The 17,791-nt window shown below is 63.9% G+C and carries 6 protein-coding genes and 1 riboswitch; of the genes, 3 read left to right on the top strand and 3 right to left on the bottom strand.

Going from position 1 to position 17,791, the window contains the following annotated elements:
- Window positions 1-291 precede the first annotated feature (291 nt).
- Window positions 292-11,046 (bottom strand): peroxidase family protein, encoded by a 10,755-nt coding sequence (locus tag ACZ6YA_RS10245; protein ID WP_465896976.1) that lies wholly within the window; start codon window positions 11,044-11,046, stop codon window positions 292-294.
- A 625-nt stretch (window positions 11,047-11,671) separates the two neighbouring features.
- Between ACZ6YA_RS10245 and ACZ6YA_RS10240 the strand changes: the two genes are divergently transcribed.
- Genes ACZ6YA_RS10240 through ACZ6YA_RS10230 form a run of 3 tightly spaced genes read left to right on the top strand, consistent with a single transcriptional unit; the run spans window position 11,672 to window position 16,085 of the window.
- Window positions 11,672-13,408 (top strand): type I secretion system permease/ATPase, encoded by a 1,737-nt coding sequence (locus ACZ6YA_RS10240; RefSeq protein ID WP_465896975.1) that lies wholly within the window; start codon window positions 11,672-11,674, stop codon window positions 13,406-13,408.
- A gap of 6 nt (window positions 13,409-13,414) precedes the next feature.
- Window positions 13,415-14,755 (top strand): HlyD family type I secretion periplasmic adaptor subunit, encoded by a 1,341-nt coding sequence (locus ACZ6YA_RS10235; RefSeq protein WP_465896974.1) that lies wholly within the window; start codon window positions 13,415-13,417, stop codon window positions 14,753-14,755.
- Window position 14,756: 1 nt separating this feature from the next.
- A complete protein-coding gene (locus ACZ6YA_RS10230) occupies window positions 14,757-16,085 on the top strand; it encodes a TolC family outer membrane protein (protein WP_465896973.1) in 1,329 nt (442 codons plus the stop codon).
- A gap of 176 nt (window positions 16,086-16,261) precedes the next feature.
- On the opposite strand, the gene tenA is transcribed toward ACZ6YA_RS10230, so the two are convergent.
- Together tenA and ACZ6YA_RS10220 are read right to left on the bottom strand one after the other, a co-directional pair.
- On the bottom strand, window positions 16,262-16,921 hold the full coding sequence (tenA, locus tag ACZ6YA_RS10225) for a thiaminase II (protein WP_465896972.1): 660 nt from the start codon (window positions 16,919-16,921) through the stop codon (window positions 16,262-16,264).
- Window positions 16,922-16,923: 2 nt separating this feature from the next.
- Window positions 16,924-17,571 (bottom strand): TenA family protein, encoded by a 648-nt coding sequence (locus ACZ6YA_RS10220; protein WP_465896971.1) that lies wholly within the window; start codon window positions 17,569-17,571, stop codon window positions 16,924-16,926.
- A 78-nt stretch (window positions 17,572-17,649) separates the two neighbouring features.
- Window positions 17,650-17,763, bottom strand: a riboswitch (TPP riboswitch).
- Between the last annotated feature and the right edge of the window lie 28 nt (window positions 17,764-17,791).

The raw sequence follows: 17,791 nt of genomic DNA, 5'->3' as shown, positions 1-17,791 counted from the left end.
TCAGTTTTGCTGCAGGCTTTTGTTGTTGTATTTACAAGCGGGGAGGCCTTGTGATTATCCGGTGCGCGAATCAACGACGCCTGTTCCAGGACCGGCGTGCTACGTCCAATGAACGACCTCGATGTCCGCAGCCTGATAGCGCGCCGCATACCCTGTGGGAGCGGCTTTAGCCGCGAAGCAAACGACGCGGTGGATGGCACCGGCTTCGCCGGTGCCCGCGGCTGAAGCAGCTCCCACAGGTGCCGCTGTTCGCCTCAACAATCGGGGGGTTAGGCATCCCTGCCCTCATTTCTACCCGAGAATGAAGTCCGCCGCCGTCACCGTTGTCGCATCAGCCACCCCGACCAGGCGAATCGAGTCGGCCCCACCGATGCTGACCAAGGTGTCCGCGCCTACATCGGCGATGGTCACGCTGGCAGCAAAGTTTGCTGCCGTGATGTTGAGCGCGGTGATATCCAGCCGGTCCTGCCCGCCCGCCGGGTTGGCATCGAAGTTGATGATCTGGTCAGCGCCAAAGCCTGCGGCGAACTGGAAGACATCGTTGCCGTCGGTGGCAACCAGGGTGTCGTTGCCGGCTCCGCCGCTGACCGTGTCGTTACCTTCGGCGCCATTGAGGAAGTCATTGCCATTGCCGCCCTGCAAGGTATCGGTGCCGGCCCCACCGAACAGCGTGTCGTTGCCGTCGCCACCCAGCAGCAGGTCGTTACCGACATCGCCGTTCAGGTTATCGTTGCCCTGCCCGCCCAGCAGCGTGTCGTTGCCATTGCCACCGTTGAGGGCATCGCCGCCGTCGCCGCCATCGAGGGTGTCGTCGCCACCACCACCGTTCAGGCTGTCGACCCCCAGGCCACCGAACAGCTGGTCATTACCGGCGTCGCCATTGAGGGTGTCGTTGCCAGCGTTGCCGTTGAGGATGTCGTTGCCACCGTCACCATTGAGCGTGTCGTTTCCATTGCCCGCGGTGATGATGTTGTCCAGGCCGTTACCCGTCGCGGTGAGGTCGCCAACCCCGGTGAAGGTGAGGATCTCGACGTTACCCGCCAAGGTGTAGGTCGCCAGCGAGGTCTGTACGGTGTCCGTGCCTCCTCCAGTGGCTTCGACTACCACATCGCCAGCGTTATCGACGATATAGGTATCGTTGCCGACACCCCCCACCATGCGGTCGGCACCCGCGTCACCGTTGAGTACATCGTTGCTGGCGCCGCCAGTCAGGGTGTTGGCGAGCGCGTTACCGGTCCCGGTGAAGCTGCTGCTACCGGTGTAGGTCAGGTTCTCGACGTTGTCACCGAGGGTGTAGCTGGCCAGGCTGGTCTGTATCAGGTCGGTGCCGCCGTTGGCTGCCTCGATGACACTGTCGCCCAGGTTGTCGACCACGAAGGTGTCGTTGCCGGCACCGCCATTCATGGCATCGGCGCCGGTCCCGCCGTCGAGGATATCGTTGCCATCACCGCCGTTGAGGATGTCGTTGCCTGCCAGGCCGTTGAGCGTGTCGTTGCCCCCAAGCCCCGACAAGGTGTCGTTGCCGACCGTACCGGTGAGGGTATTGGCCTGGTTGTTGCCCGTCAGCACCACTCCCGGTGGCACGACCACGGCCGCAGTCGCCGCCGACGTCAGCGACTCCAGCGTGCCGAAACCATCGGTATAGCGCACGATCACCCGCAATTGCTGGTTGCCTTGGGCAGCACCTGGGGTGAAGCTTGCCGCAGTAGCACCGGCGATGTTGCTGAAGTTGCCGCCCGTGCCTTGCTGCCACTGGAAGCTGAACGCCCCCAGGCCGTCGAGGTCAGCGATGCCGGCGGTCGAGGCCATCAGCAGCTGGCCCTGGTCCGGGGTGGTGTCGTTGATCAGCGGCACGCCGGTCGGTGCGTCATTTACGTTGGCCACCGGGTCGAGGATGTCCGATGCCACGCTTTCGGAGACCCCGAAGTCGTCCACGTAGCTGACCACCACGCGCATGTTCTGCCCCACCTGAGCCTGGGTCAGGACAAAGGTACTGCCGATGGCGCCGGCGATATTGACCCAACCCACACCCCGGTTCGCCTGCCACTGGAAGGTGAACTGCGGGTTGCTCAAGCCATCGACGTCGATGATGCTCGCCGGGTTGGCGGTCAAGGTCTGGTTCTGCAGCAGCAGCCCAGTAACGGTCGGCCCCGCGCTGGCGGTGCTGTTCGGCGACGAATCGACGATTTCCAGCGTGCCCTTGGCGTCCTGGTACACCGCCCGCACGCGGATGTTCAGCCCCGCCACATCGTCGGTAACCCGGAAGGTGGCACCCGTTGCCCGCGATGCCTCGCCTGCGGCGACCAGGGTGATATCTTCGTACACCCCGGAGCCCGGCAGGGCTTCCACCTGCCAGTAGTAGGCAACGCCGCCGGTGACTGCGCCGGTCGGGTTGGCCCCGCCCACGTTGTCGGCGTCATGCACCCCTCGGTCGGTGACCCGCAGCAGCTGGCCGGTAACCGGCGTGTCGTCACGTAGCCCGCTGGCATCATCGAGAATCACCAGATGGCCCGAGGGGCCGTTGTTGACCGCCGTACCCACGCCCGAAGCCAGTGCGCGATCAGAGAACTGCAACCGCTCGATACCGGTCAGGTGATCGACGCCATCGCGCCCGGCCACCAAGTCGGTAACGATCACGCTGTTGCCCTCGACCACCACGCTGTAGTCCGTCGCGACGCCTGAGAACAAGGCGGTGTCGTAGTTGTTGCTGCCGTTCAGGACCTCCCGCACGATCACCAGCTGGCCTGGGTTGTAGGTGCCGTTGAGCATGTACGGCACCATCGGTTCCATGCTGTCGAAGCTGGCGATCTCCGGGCCGCTGCCATCGAGGTTGGCGCGCACGCTGATGCGCACGTTCAGCCATTTGTCACCGTCAAGGATGTCATCGCCGCCCCGGCCTTCCAGCAGGTCGCTGCCGCTGCCGCCAAGGATGATGTTGCCACCGTCGTAGAACGTCGCGCCGGCAGCCAGCAGGTCGGCCAGGCCGTTGATCAGGCTGATGTTGGTCAGCACGCTGCCGGTGGCCCCGGCGGTGGGCAGTGAGGTGGCATCCTCATTGTCGCCGCGCAGGAAGTCACCGTGCGCCGACCCCGACAGGCCTTCCATGATGTCGAAGCGCACCAGCGCCGAGGCACCGGAGCCTGGCACGGTCGGCACATCGAAGAAGCGGTCGCTCATGTCGATGCTCACGCCCTGGGCGAGGCCCTTGAACGTCGCCCAGTCGTAGCCCGAGCCGCCGATATAGCGGTCACCGAAGCCAAGGCTGCCGACCATGATGTCGTCGCCGCCCTCACCGTTGAACTTGTCGTTCTCGTTGCCGCCGATGAACACGTCGTTACCGATCACCGGGTCGTTGCCGAGCGGGTCGAAGTTGTCGCCAGGTGCACCGTCCGAGGTGCCCTTCTCGATCCAGTCGTCGCCTTCGTTGCCCATGTCCTGCTCGTTGGCCTTGCTGCCGAGGATGAAGTCGTTGCCCTGCCCGCCAATGGCTTCGGAGGCATCCTCGCCGGTGATGATGAAGTCGTTGCCAAACCCGCCAATGATCAGGTTGACGCCGTTGCCACCGTGCAGCACATCGTTGCCGTCGCCACCCTGGATGTTGTCGTCGCCCCCGGCGTCGGTGATGATGTCGTCGCCAGCGCCACCGCGCAGCTGGTCATTGCCGTCCCCGCCTTCGATGCGGTCGTTGCCGGCATCGCCCCACACCGTGTCATCGCCAGCCCCGGCAACGAGAATGTCGGCGTTGTTGCTGCCGCCCAGCACGATGTGCTCATCCCCGGCGTAACGGATGTAGTTGCTGTCTGTGCCTGCGGTAAGCGGGTTGTTGCGCAGAACGCCGTCCGGGTCGGCGCTGCCCAGGCCGTCGTTGTACTGCTTGCTTTGGGCCACTTCCAGGTAGAACCCCGGGTCCGAGAACACCAGGCCCGGCAGGTGGGTCGCCGAGGTGTTGGCCATGATCAGCTTGGCGAACGAGTTGCTTTCCAGTTCGGCATTCATCGAAAGCCCGGCGGTGCGCTCCAGGTAATAGAAGCGGTCGCCGTCCTGGAGTTTCTCCAACTGGTTTTCGAACACGAAGTTGAAGGTGCTGCCGAGCATGCCGCCAAACGGTGTCTTGGCTTCGGCCAGGCCGCCCATCCACAGGTCGATGGCATCGACGCCGGTCACCGTCACACCTTTCAAGTCGTCGACAGTGCCCATCACGCCATCTTTACCCGCAAGGGTGACATTGGCCCAGCCGCCGGTGCCGTTGAGGAAGTCCAGGCGATCGGCTGGAGCACCTGCGCCGCCGAAGATCAACGCCATCGCCGCATCGCGCTTGGCGACCAGCGTGGTTGCCGAAGTGATCGAGGCATGGGTGCCGTAGGCGGCGATGAAGTTGATCAGCGACTCCGGGTGTTTCAGGTGCTGCACCAGGTCGACCCAGCTGGTGTACGGCTTGAGCTGGGTATCGCCGGTTTGCCCATAGATGTCCCGACGCACCGCGTTCAGTGATAGGATGCCGACATCGCGGCCACGGGCGATGTTTATCGCCGGCAGGTCCAGCGGCAGGCCGAGCAGGTTGTTGCGCAGCGCCTCGGTGACGAACTCGTCGATTTCGTTTCCGGCTTGCCGAGTCACCCCGCGCACGATGGCACTGGTCGCATCCTCGGGCGTCACACCGCTGGCGGCGTACGCCAGCGGGTTGAGGAACGCCGCAATCAGACCCAGCTGCTGGTCAGGGTTGGCACTGCTCGGGTCACCGATGACGTTGAAGTCGATGTCGAAGCGGTCGACGGTCTCGGTCAGCATCGAGTGGCCAAAGCGGTACACCGTGTGTGCGAATTCGGCGACGATCGATGCATCGAGGTCGACGTCATACACCTGGGTCGGCGCGAAGAACAGGTCGACACGGGGCTGGATGGTGCGCGCGAACTCCTCGAATACCAGGTGCTGGTACTGCATCTCGGTGCCGAACTTGGCTGCCTGGAACAGCCGCTCGCCGTTCCACACCAGCGCGTCGATCTCGGCCTGGCTGGCAGGCAGCGCGGTCACCGGTTTGAGCAGCCATTCGTTGAGGAAGGCCACATCGTGCGAATCGAGCACGGTGTCCTTGGTCTGCGCCACCAGTCGGTTGTGCTCCGAGTGGAAAATCGCATGCACCGCGGTCAGGCCGATGTTCTCGTTGACCCGACCGTCACCGGCGATGTAGTGCGCATCCAGCAGTTCGTTGTCGTAGGCCAGGTTGTTACCGGTCTGCGGGTTCATTGGCACGGCGTTGCCAGCCACGCTGTCGGCGTCTGGCGCGAGCACGCCAGCGCTGAACACGGGCACGGCATTGTGGGCGATGTCGGCGAGGAACTGATGGCCGGTGCGCACGGCGTTGGTCAGGTCGATCGGGGCCAGCGGGTTGCCTTCGACCAGCGTGTCATCCGCCGTACCGCCCAGGCCATCGGCACCCTTCATCACCACCAGCGGGTAGCCGTGCGGGCCTTTGATGAAGTTGCCGTAGGCATCGGTCGCCAGCAGCGGCACGTTGTCGACATCGGCGTCGGTCAGGTGGATGCCGAGCACGTCATTGGCCTGCGCCTTGACCACTTTCCAGGTCGCCATGCCACCGATTTCTCTGTCGTCCCCGGTGCCGTACTTGCCATCGGCGCCCAGATCACGATTGGTGATCAACCGGCCGGTGGCCACAGGGCCATCGGTCGTCAGCTGATAACCGCGCAGGAACACCTGGTGCGACGGGTGCGAGCTGTAGGTCTGGTTCTGATCAACGAACGGCGTGGTTGTGTTGGTGTGCTCATGGATGTCGTCGGCCGTGCCCAGAACACCATCGGCGCCCGGCAGGTTGGTCGCGCGGGTCAGTACCATGAAGTTGCTGTGACCGCCGGGCACATACAGCGGGTCATCCGGTTGCAGCGGGATGAAGACGGTCCCAGAGCCACCCTTGGTGACCAAGTCCAGGCCGTGATCGAAGAACTGCCCGAAGAAGGTCATCCAGGCGTTGAACGGCGCGGACAGGCCCGCATCGGCGGAGGTGTTCTCGAACAGGTAGACGTCGTGGTCATCGGCCGTGCCGAACTTGCCGTCCATGCCTGGGCTGGCAACGATACGCACGCCGTCCTTGAGCACGTCGTCGTTGCCCTGCGCGCCGTAATCGAGCTTGCCGTTAGCTCCGGTGTCATACGCCGTGGCGTAAGCAGCTGGGTTGTTGGAGGTCTGGTCGACGATCAGGTTGCTGATGGTGCGTGGCTGCGAGTCGAACACGTAGCCGCTGGTCTGCTGGTAAGAAGAACCAGGGATGGCCGGTGAACCGGGGCCGAAGAAGCCGGCCGGGGCGCCTTCTGCCGGTTTGAACACCGGGTCGGTCAGGCGCGGGAAGACGTTGTCCGCAGCGCCGTACTGGGTGTTGTTGTGGCCGTTGAGGTTCATCAGGTTATTGTTCGAGCCATCGACCGCGCGCAAGCCCAGCGGTGCGCGGATGTTCGGTACCAGCGAGAGGATGTCCTGCCCCGCCGCGTCCGCCTCGGCAATCTTGATCTGCGCGAGGATGAAGTTCAGGTCCGAACGCACCATGTGCAGCCCATCGCCACCTGCCAAGGCATCCACCACCGGCGTAGCCGGCGTCGGCACCACCGGCGCGCCGGGTTCCACCACGGCAGTTGGCTGGGAGAACAGTATTTCGGTGGTTCCATGGGCATCCTGGTAGATCGCCTTGACCCGCAGCGACAGGCCGGCGAGATCAGGCGAAACCTTGAACGCCGTGCCATCGGCGCTCTGGAATGCCAGGTCGCCAGCGGGCAACAAGACGATGTCTTCGAATACACCGCTGCCAGGGTCGGCTTCGAACTGCCAGTAGTAGGACACCGAACTGTTGTTGAGCGTCCCCAGCGGATTGCCTGTGCCGATGTTGTCGGCATCGCGCACCCCGGCCACGCTGACCGTGAGCATGTCGCCCACGGTGATCGCGCCGCCATTGCCGTCGGTGAGCGTCGGGGTACCGGTCGGCTGGGCGTTGCCGCCCGGCACCAGCAGCCGCTGGCCGTCGGCGAACTGCAGGCGCTCGATGTGCAGCAGCGTGTCGGTGCCGTCACGACCGGCCACGGTGTCGGCCACGGTCCACACGTCATCAGCCGTGCTGACCGTGCCGCGGTTGTTCACGGTCACCACATACTCGGATTGCACGCCGGAGAAGATGGCGGTATCGAACGCCGCGCCCCCGGTCGAGGTACCCGGCAGGATTTCCCGCACGGCCTTGAGCTGGCCGGGGTTATAGGTGCGGTCGAGCATGAACGGGATCATGTCGACCATGCTGTCGAAACTGGCGATCTCGGGGCCGGTATGGTTGACATCGCCGGGAGCGTATACGGCGATGCGTACGTTGAGCCACTTGTCGCCATCGATCAGGTCATCGCCGCCGCGCCCCTCGATCAGGTCGCTGCCATTGCCACCGAGCAACATGTTGCCGGTGGCAAAGCCGGTGGTCGGCAGCCCGGCTTCCGCCAGGAACTGCTGCAGGCCGCGGATCAAGGCCACGTTGGTCAACGCACTGCCCGTGGCCCCGCCATGGTTGAGGATGGTCACGGCATCGACGTCATCGCCTTTGAGCACATCGGCGAATGTCGAACCGGACACCCCCTCAACCTCGGCAAAACGGTCGAGGATCGAGGCCGACGAAGCGCCGACCGGGTTGAACACGCCGGCATTCTGGTTCGGCGCATTGCCATGCGGCTGGGCCAGCGCTGCCAGGCTCAGGTCGACGGTCACGCCCGCCCGATCATTCTTGTAGGTCACCCAGTCGAAGCCGGACATGCCCTCCATCTTGTCCTGGGCATCGCTACCGACGAAGACGTCGTCACCACCCTCACCGAGCATTTCGTCGAAACCACCGCCGCCAACGAAGATGTCGTTGCCGACCACATCGTCGGTCAGCAGCGGCGCAAAGTTGTCGCCGGGGGCGCCATCCTGGGTGCCTTTCTCGATCCAGTCGTCACCTTCGTTCCCGGTGGGTGGCAGGTTGGTCTTGGCGCCGAGGATGAAGTCGTCACCCTGGCCACCGAAGGTGGTGCTGATGTCTTCGGTGGTGATGATGAAGTCCTGGCCATCGCCACCGAGGATCAGGTTGCCGGCCGCAAGCATGCTGCCTGCGACGATCACATCGTTGCCGGCGTTGCCTTCCAGGCGGTTGTCGCCGAACGAATCGGTGATGATGTCGTCTCCCGCGCCGCCAAGTACCGCGTCGTTACCGGCACCACCTTCCAGGCGGTCGTTGCCGCCGTCGCCATACAGGGTGTCGTCGCCTTCACCGGAAATGATGACATCGTCGCCGGCCGTGCCACCCAGCACCACATGGTCTTCACCCCTGTAGTGCAGGTAGTTGCTGTCGGGGCCAACGGTGTCGGGGTTGTCGCGGACCACCAGCTTGACGATTTCCACACCATTGATCATCAGCCCGCCAGTCGGGTCGGCCTTGCCGTCGCTGCCCAGGCCGGTGAACTGGTTGGCCTGGTTGACTTCAAGGGTGTAGGTCGGGGTCAGGAACACGGTGTTGGACAGGTGGGTAACGTCGGTGTTGAGCATGATCAGCTTGGCGAACGAATTGTTCTCAAGCTCGGTGCCGAAGTTGAGGCCGGCGGTGCGCGACAGGTAATAGAAGCGGTCGCCGTTCTGCAGGGCTTCGAGCTGGGTCTCGAAGACAAAGTTGAAACTGGAGCCGAGCATGCCGCCAAACGGCATCTTCTGTTCGGCGAGGCCGCCGACCCAGAAATCGATGGCGTCGACGCCGCTGATGGTGACCCCGGACACGTCATCGGCAGTGCCGATCACCCCGTCCTTGCCGGCCAGGCTGACGTTGGCCCAACCTCCCGACCCACTGAGGAAGTCCATGCGGTCGGCCGGGGACCCGGCCCCGCCGAACACCAGCGCCATGGCCGCAGCGCGTTTGTCCGCCAGGGTGGTGGCACCGGTGATGGAACTGTGGGTGCCGTAGGCGGCGATGAAGTTCACCAGCGACGCGGGGTGTTTCAGGTGGTCGGCAAAGTCGATCCAACTGATGTAGGCCTTCAGCTGGCTGTCGCCGGTCATGTGGTAGAACTCCCGGCGTGCCTCGTTCAGCGTGGGGATGCCGGTGTCGCGGCCACGCGCCAGGTTCAGCGCCGGCAGGTCGAGCGGCAAGCCCAGCAGGTTGTTGCGCAGCGCCTCGGTGACGAACTCGTCGATCTCGTTGCCCAGCTGACGAGTTACGCCACGGATGATCGCACCTGCAGCTTCGTCTGCGGTGGCGCCGCTACCGGCGAATGCCAGTGGGTTGAGGAACGCCGCGATCAGGCCCATTTGCTGGTCGGGGTTGTTCGGGTCGGTGAGGATCGGGTTGAACTGCGGGTCGAAACGGTCGACGGTCTCGGTCAACATCGAGTGGCCGAAGCGGTACACCACGTGGGCGAACTCGGCGAGGATCGCCGGGTTGATCGAGGTGTCGTAGCCGTTGGGCGCCAGGAACTCGTCGATCTGCGGCTGAACGGTGCGCGCGAACTCTTCGAACACCAAGTGCTGGTATTGCATCTCGGTGCCGAACTTGGCCGCCTGGAACAGCCGTTCTCCGTTCCACACCAGCGCGGCGATTTGCGCAGGTGTGGTGGGCATCGCAGCCACGTCGTCGAGCAGCCACTCATTGAGGAAGGCCAGGTCGCCTGCGGCGAGGATGGTGTCCTTCGATTGCTGCACCAGGCGGTTGTGCTCTGAGTGGAATACATGGTGCACGGCGGTGAGGCCGATGTTCTCGTTGGCACGGCCGTCGCCCGCGATGTAGTGGGCATCGAGCAGTTCGTTGTCGTAGGTCAGGTTGTTGCCCCCGCTGCCAACCGCTTGGGCATTGCCGACATCGCTGTCGGCATCGGCCTGCAGCACCCCGCCGACCACGACCGGTGCGGCATTGTGCGCGATGTCGTCAAGGAAGCCATGCCCGGTGCTGACCGCAGTGGCCAGGCTGATCGGCGCTGCGCGATTGCCCTCTACCAATTGCGTGACGTCATCGGCGGTGCCTGCGACGCCGTCGGCACCGTTGCTGACACGCATCACCACCTGCGGCATGCCGCCTGGCCCGCGAATGAAATTGCCATAGGCATCGGTGGCCAGCAGCGGCACATTGTGCACGTCGGCGTCGGTCAGGTTGATGCCCAGGATGTCACGCGCCTGGGCCTTGACCACCGCCCAGGTGGCCATGCCGCCTTTCTCGCCGTTGCCATCGTCGGCAGTACCGAACTTGCCATCGGCACCCAGGTCACGGTTGGTGATCAGGCGCCCGGTCGCCACCGGGTCACCGGCGGCGTTGAGGGTGTATTCGCGCAGGAACACCTGGTGCGAGGGGTGCGAGCTGTAGGTCTGGCTCTGATCAACGAAAGGTGACGTGGTATTGGGCTGGCCATCGTCGGCCGTGCCGACCACGCCATCGGCGCCTGCGGTGCGCACTGCGCGCGACAGCACCATGAAGTTGGTCGGGCTGCCCGGCACGTACAGTGGGTCGTCTGCCTGCAGCGGGATGAAAACGATGTCGCTGTTGCTCTTGCTGACCAGGTCCAGGCCATGGTCGAAAAACTGGCCGAAAAAAGTCATCCACGAGTTGAAGCCGGCAGTCAGGCCGGCATCCGCCGAGACGTTGGGGATGAAGAATACCGGCGTGTCGTCGGCCGTACCGAACACTCCATCCTGGCCAGGGCTCATCACTGCAGTGGCGCCGCCGTTGGCCTCGACCGCTGCCGGGTTGTGGCCGGTCTGGTCGACGATCAGGTTGCTGATGACCCGTGGCTGCGAATCGACCACCGTGCCCGTCGCGGCATATGCGGCCGAGCGGTACTGGGCATCGAGCAGGCGCAGGAACGAGTTGTCGGCGGCGCCAAATTCGCTTTGGCCGGCCACCAGGTTGTTGTAGCTGCCATCGACGGTGCGCAGGCCGAACGGCACCTGGCCGTTGGGCAGCAGGTCGATGAGGTTGGCGCCCTTGGCGTGCGCTTCGGCGATGAAGATCTGCTTGAGAATGAACTCCAGGTCCGACTTGCTGAAATTGGCCATTTTCTATTGCCCTCGAAGTGTCGGGAGAAGACACAGGGCGACAGGGTCCATCCCGCGCCTGGTCTGGGATGACGTGCGCAGTGAGTGGTTCAGCGGAGTTCAGGCGATCGCCGTGCAGAGATGTAACGGCGGCCTAACAGGCAGGTGGGCCGTGGCAGCAAAAGGTCGAGTGAATGGCCATTGGGTCGCTCCCGAGGCAACGCATGTAACGGTCTAGCCGCAGATCGTGTGGGAACGGGCTTGCCTGCGAAGAAGGCACCACGTTGGTTGGCACGGGCTTCGCCCGTGTTCGCGGGGCAAGCCCGCTCCCACAGCGACCGCGAATATCCAAGACTAAAGTCGTAGGTCCATACCTTGTCAATGCCGCGTCGAAAAAAATGGCTCCCGATGATAATGCGTTGCAACTCGCTGTTTTCCTGAGACTTATGAAAAGTTCAAAACTTCATTAGAGCAAAATGATATTACAAGATATTTCCATGCAACCTACGCTCGTGCATGTGGGAGCAGCGCAAGCATTTTGCCCAGTCGCCAATAGAGAGACCGGCCTGCAGCCCTTCTAGAACGCCTGTTTTATGAAGTCCGGCTCGCCGCAACGGCCACCGGTTTTTCGAAAAGGGAGGCCTCCATGAACAAGCATCCGCGCACCCGCCCCGAACTGGCCGACGCTTTTTTCCGCTTGCGCCGCAGTTTTTTCGCCCTGGCCGCCTTCAGTGGCGTAATCAACGTCATGATGTTGACGCCATCGGTCTACATGCTGCAGGTTTACGACCGGGCGCTGGTCAGCCGTAACGTGACCACGCTTACCATGCTGACGTTGCTGGTGGTAGGCCTGTTCCTGCTGATGTCCACCCTGGAATGGGTGCGCAGCCGGGTGCTGGTGCGGGTCGGCAACTGCCTCGACATGAGCCTCAACCAGCGCGTCTTCAGTGCAGCATTCGAACGCAACCTGAGCCGCGCCGGTGGTAACCCGGCACAAGCCCTGCAAGACCTGGCGCAGGTGCGCCAGTTTCTGACCGGCAACGGCCTGTTCGCCTTCTTCGATGCGCCGTGGACACCGATCTACCTGCTGGTGTCCTACCTGATTCACCCGCTGCTGGGCCTGGTCACGCTGATCGGTTCGCTGATCCTGGTCGGCCTGGCCTACCTGACGGAAAAAGCCACGCAGAAGCCGCTGGCGGAGGCCAACCAGGCGGCCATCTCCAGCGCCAACTACGCCAACAACAACCTGCGCAATGCCGAGGTCATCGAGGCCATGGGCATGCTGCCGTCGATCAGCAAGCGTTGGTACCAGGGCCACCTGCGCATTCTGCAGATGCAGGGCCTGGCGTCCGACCGAGCCGCGATCATAAGCAGCACCGGGCGCTTCGTGCGCATTACCCTGCAGTCATTGATCCTCGGCACCGGCGCGCTGCTGGCCATTGAGGGCAAGATTACCCCAGGCATGATGATCGCCTGTTCAATCCTCACCGGCCGAGCGCTGGGCCCGGTGGAACAGGTCATCGCCTCGTGGAAGCAGCTGCTCGGCTGCCGCTCGGCATGGGGGCGGCTCAACGAATTGCTCGATGACTATCCACGCCGGCCTCCGAGCATGTCGCTGCAACGCCCGCTGGGGATGCTGGCCGTTGAAAACGTCTTCGCCGGAGCACCGGGCGCCAACAACACTATCCTCCGCGGGGTGAGTTTCAACCTGGCCCCCGGGGAAAGCCTCGGCATCATCGGCCCGTCCGCCTCGGGCAAGTCCACCCTCGCCCGCCTGCTGGTCGGCGTATGGCCGACCCAGGCCGGCAAGGTGCGTCTCGACGGCGCCGACATCTTCAGCTGGAACAAGGCCGAACTGGGCCCCTGGCTCGGTTACCTGCCACAGGACGTGGAACTGTTCGAAGGCACGATTGCCGATAACATCGCCCGCTTTGGCGAGGTGGACAGTGACGCAGTGATCCGTGCAGCCCAGATCTGTGGCGTGCACGACATGATCCTGCGCCTGGCTCAAGGCTACGACACCCGCCTGGGCACCGACGGCAGCCCGCTTTCCGGTGGCCAGAAGCAACGCATCGCCCTGGCCCGGGCACTGTATGGCGAGCCTAGCCTGGTGGTGCTCGATGAACCCAACGCCAACCTCGACGACGTCGGTGAGAAGGCCCTGGTCGATGGCCTGGCCGCACTCAAGGCCCGTGGCGCCACGGTCATCCTCATTTCCCACCGCCCCAACGTCCTGTGTGCCGTCGAAAAGGTGCTAATGCTGCGCGACGGCGGCGTGCAGATGCTCGGCAGTCGCGATGAAGTGTTCGCCGCATTGCGCAAGGCCAGTGTGATACCGGCTGGCGCCGCGGCTCCGTTGGCCTCCGTGAAAGTACGGGAGTAACCGATCATGCAACTGAGCCAACACCCCGAGATGATTCCCGCCCAAGCCACTAGCCTGATCGACCTGGATGCCGGCAAACCGGCGCGGCTGGGCCTGTGGCTGATGCTCGCGGGTTTCGGCGGTTTCCTGCTGTGGGGCTGGCTGGCGCCGCTGGATGCAGGCGTGGTCGCCACCGGCACGGTCAAGGTCACCAGTAATCGCAAGGCAGTGCAGCACCTGACCGGCGGCACCGTGGAAGCCATCCTCGTGCGCGAAGGCGATGAGGTGAAGAAGGGCCAGGCAGTGGTCCGCCTCGACGCCCTGCATGCGGTGGCCGAACAAGGCGCGCTGAGCGCCCAGTACATCGTCAGCAAGGCCGTGCAAAACCGCCTCGAAGCTGAGCGTGACGGCCGCGACACCGTGGCCTACGACCCCGAGTTGCTCAAGCGTTACGCCGACGACCCACGCCTTATAGCCGCGATGGAATTGCAACAGCGCCTGCTGGACACCCGCCGCGCGGGCTTGGCGGGCGAGATCAGCATCCTCGAAGAAAACCTCACCGCCTCGAACGTGCAACTGAAGGGTCTGCAACAGGTGTATGGCGCCCGCGCCTCGCAGATCGGTTTCCTCGACCAGGAACTCAAAGGCACACGCACGCTGGCGGCCGAAGGTTACGTGCCGCGCAACCGCCTGCTGGAACTGGAACGCAGCAATGCCGACCTGTCCGCAGGCCAGGCCGAAAACCTCAACAACATCGCCCGAGTGCGCAGCCAGGCCACGGAGATCAAGCTGCGCATCCTGCAACGCCAGCACGACTACCTGAAGGAAGTCGAGTCGCAGTTGACCGACACCGCCAAGGAAAACACGACCCTCGCCGACCGCTTGCGGGCACTCGACTACGAAGTGACGCACACGGTGATCCGCTCGCCGATCGACGGCATGGTCCAGGCGCTGAGCATCGCCACCGTTGGCGGCATCATCCAGCCCGGGGCGAAGATCATGGAAGTCGTGCCGCTGAACGAGCCGCTGCAGGTCGATGCGATGATCCCGGTGCAAGCCATCGACAAGCTGGTCCCGGGGCTGGCCGTGGACATCGCCTTCCCGGCCTTCAACCACGCGCAGACGCCCAATATCCCCGGGCGGGTCAAGGCCCTCTCCGCCGACCGGCTGATGGACGAGGAAAGCAAACAGCCGTTCTACCTCGCGCAAGTAGACGTCACCGCCGAAGGCATGAACCTGCTTGGCAGCAACCACATCCGCCCCGGCATGCCTGCCACGGTGACCATCAAGACCGGGGAGCGCAACTTGCTCAGCTACCTGCTCAAACCCATGCTCGAACGCGTCGACAGCGCGTTCAAGGAACAATGAAATGAACCGCCGTTGTCTGTTCGTCTGCCTGTTGGGATTGGCCGCGCCGGCCAGCGCCATGGACCTCAAGCAAGCCTGGGACCTGTTGCAGTACCAGGGCCCGATCTACCAGGCCGCCGTACACGAGCAGCAAGCCGGTGCCGAAAACCGCGCCATCGGCCAGGCGGGCCTGCTGCCGCAGATCAATGGCTCGGCCTACTTCAACAAGATCAATGGCAGCCAACGCCAGAACGGTCTCGACCGCGATCTCGATTACGATTCCAAAGGGGCCAGCGTGCGGTTGCGCCAACCGTTATTCAACAAACAGAAAATGGCCGAGTATCACCAGGGCCAACAGCGCGCCGACTACAGCATCGCGGTGTTCGATGCCAAGAGCCAGGACGCCGCGGTACGCCTGGCCGACGCCTATTTCGACGTGCTCCTGGCCAGCGAAACCATCACCTTGGCCAAGTCCAAGCTGACCGCCTTCGAAGAGCAACTGGCCTCGGCCAGACGGCGCATGGAGCTGGGTGACGGCACCATCGTCGACATCGATGAGTCGGCCGCCCGGCGCGACCTGGCTGAAGCCGAAGTGATCGAGGCGCAGGACAATCTGGTCAATACCCGGCGCAAGCTTGCGGAATACATTGGTGAAACGCCGGATTCACTGACAACCCTGCAACCGGCCTTCGATACCCCGCCGCTGCTGCCAGGCAACCTGCAGGACTGGCTGGTCAGGGCTCAGGCCGACAGCCCATTGATCCATGCGCGCCGGCACAGCTACGCGCTGGCCGAAGAAGAAGTGAAACGCGCCCGCGCCGGCCACTACCCGACGCTGGACTTTGTCGCGGGGTATACCGCCGGCGAGAGCCAGTCGATCTCCGAACTCAACCAACGCAACCATTACAGTTCCATCGGCCTGGAGCTGAATATTCCGCTCTATAGCGGCGGCGGCGTCAGTGCCCTGACACGTCAGGCCTCGGCCAACAGTTCCAAGGCCCTCGACGAACTCGACGCCACGCGCCAGGAAGTGATTTCCGGCACCACCCGCGAGTACCGTGGCGTGCAGAGCGGCGCACTGCGGGTGCGGGCATTGGAAAAAGCCGTGGCCTCCAACGAGCGCTCGCTGCTGTCGACGCGCAAGGGCTTCAAGGAAGGCGGCACCAGCACCAACTCGGATGTGCTCAATGCCGAGGAACTGCTGTTCGTGGCGCGGCATGATCTGTTCGAGGCCAAGGTGCGCTACCTGATGTCACGGCTGCGCCTGGCGTCCTCGGTGGGCAGCCTGGGGGATGATGATATCGACCTGGTCAATCACTACCTGGGGCCGGAGTTGATGGTGAGTAATTAACCGCCGGAACTGATTGCGTGGCCTCTGTGGGGTAACTGACTTGCTCAGCATTCATTGAACGGCGCGATCCGTGTGGGAGCGGGCTTGCCCGCGAACACGGGCGAAGCCCGTGCCATGCAGCGAGTAACCTTCTTCGCGGGCAAGCCCGCTCCCACAGGTACCGTATTCACACCAGCTCAGGCCACGCCATCCAACCCCATCTGCCAAAAATCCGCCTCCAGCCGCGAAGCCTGGCCGAATATCGCCGCCAGCTCGACGAAGCGCTGCTCGGTCATGCTTCGCGCTGCCAGCTCATCGAGGTGTTTGCGCGCTGCTGCGGCGACGCTCTGGTAGCCTTCACCGGCGTATTCGCCTATCCATTCCCGATACGGGTGACTGCTCAGATCACCGATCCGCTCCGCCAGCGTGCGGCCAATCTCGGCATAGCCGATCACGCACGGCGCCAAGGCCACATGCAGCTCCAGCAAATCGCCCGCAGCGCCACAATCGAGCACATAGCGGGTGTAGGCGACCGTGGCCTGATGCTCCGGCGCCGCTTCGATATCGGCCTGCGTCAGCCCCCAGCGGGCGCACAAGCGCAGGTGCAGTTCGGTCTCGTCGAGGATCGCCGCCAGGCCGGCCTGGGCAGCACGGATGTCGGCTGGCAGGCGGCTCTTGTAGGCGGCCAGTGCCCAGGCGCGGGCGAACTGGATGAGGAACAGGTAGTCCTGCACCAGGTAGGTTCGGAAGGCCTCCTCGCTCAAGGTGCCCTCACCCATCTGCCGGACGAAATCGTGGTCCACATAGCTGTTCCACTGCGTTGCGGTGGCAGCCTTCAGGCGCTCGAAGATATCCATGCTCAAGCCTCCTCGTCGTAGATGGCGTCGAAGAAGTCCAGCTCCAGGGCCACGGTGCGCGCATAGAAATCGCCGCTCAAGGCGGCTTCCTGCGGCCCTACCCGGTCGAGCTCGGCCTGCAGGAAGGCGACGAACTCCGCGAACGCCGGGTTGTCGTGGAGGGTGATCCATTCGGCATGCACGAAATTGCCTGGCAGCGGTTTGGCGGCCCGGGTCGCCCAGTCCAGATACAAACCCTCGGCGACGTTCAATACCGCCAGCGCCGCTGCATACGAACGGGTGGCCGCCGCCTCGCGCATGATCGCCTTGAAGCCTGCGGTGGGCAGCGTGTCCTCAGGTTCTGTACGCTGCTCGGGGCTGACGTCCAGTGCTTCGAAGGCGCGCAGGAAATAGGTGTTTTCATCGCTGGAAATCATCCCGGCGAAGCGGCCGAAGCGTAAGCGAGCCTCGAAGGTGTCGGCAGTGGCGATCGCTGCGCCCAGCAACGTCAGGAAGCTGTCGAGAAAACGGTGGTCCTGGACTAGGTAGCGGACCATGATCGGGTCGGCCACACTGCCGTCGCAAAGCTCGGTGACGAAGCGGTGGCCGACGGCAGCCGACCAGGTCGGTTCGCTCTGGCGGCGCAAGGTTTCGGTGAAGCGTTCGCTCATGGTGCTGCCCTCCATTGGGTGACAGCGAGACCGTTGCGTTGGGGCATGGAGCGGCCTCGCAGTGAGGCCGGCAAAAAGGCAGGTCGGCAGTCCCATCCCTTCGCCGGCATGATCCGGATCAGGTTCTAAGGGTCACCGCGCTGCAATGCCAGCGGTCTCTCAGCCCGTTGCCGGACTCCCCTTGGTGGGGTGCAGGTATACAGCACCCGAGCGGCATTTG

It is taken from the genome of Pseudomonas sp. NPDC090752 (assembly GCF_055584805.1).
The sequence above is the reverse complement of the archived record's forward strand: the minus strand, read 5'-3'. Positions and strand labels throughout refer to the sequence as shown.

What these genes read in the sequence shown, in the direction of transcription:
- ACZ6YA_RS10240 (WP_465896975.1), top strand. Translation starts at nt 11,672, where the DNA reads ATGAACAAGCATCCGCGCACCCGCCCCGAACTGGCCGACGCTTTTTTC.
- ACZ6YA_RS10230 (WP_465896973.1), top strand. Translation starts at nt 14,757, where the DNA reads ATGAACCGCCGTTGTCTGTTCGTCTGCCTGTTGGGATTGGCCGCGCCG.
- ACZ6YA_RS10245 (WP_465896976.1), bottom strand. Translation starts at nt 11,046, where the DNA reads ATGGCCAATTTCAGCAAGTCGGACCTGGAGTTCATTCTCAAGCAGATC.
- tenA (WP_465896972.1), bottom strand. Translation starts at nt 16,921, where the DNA reads ATGGATATCTTCGAGCGCCTGAAGGCTGCCACCGCAACGCAGTGGAAC.
- ACZ6YA_RS10235 (WP_465896974.1), top strand. Translation starts at nt 13,415, where the DNA reads ATGCAACTGAGCCAACACCCCGAGATGATTCCCGCCCAAGCCACTAGC.
- ACZ6YA_RS10220 (WP_465896971.1), bottom strand. Translation starts at nt 17,571, where the DNA reads ATGAGCGAACGCTTCACCGAAACCTTGCGCCGCCAGAGCGAACCGACC.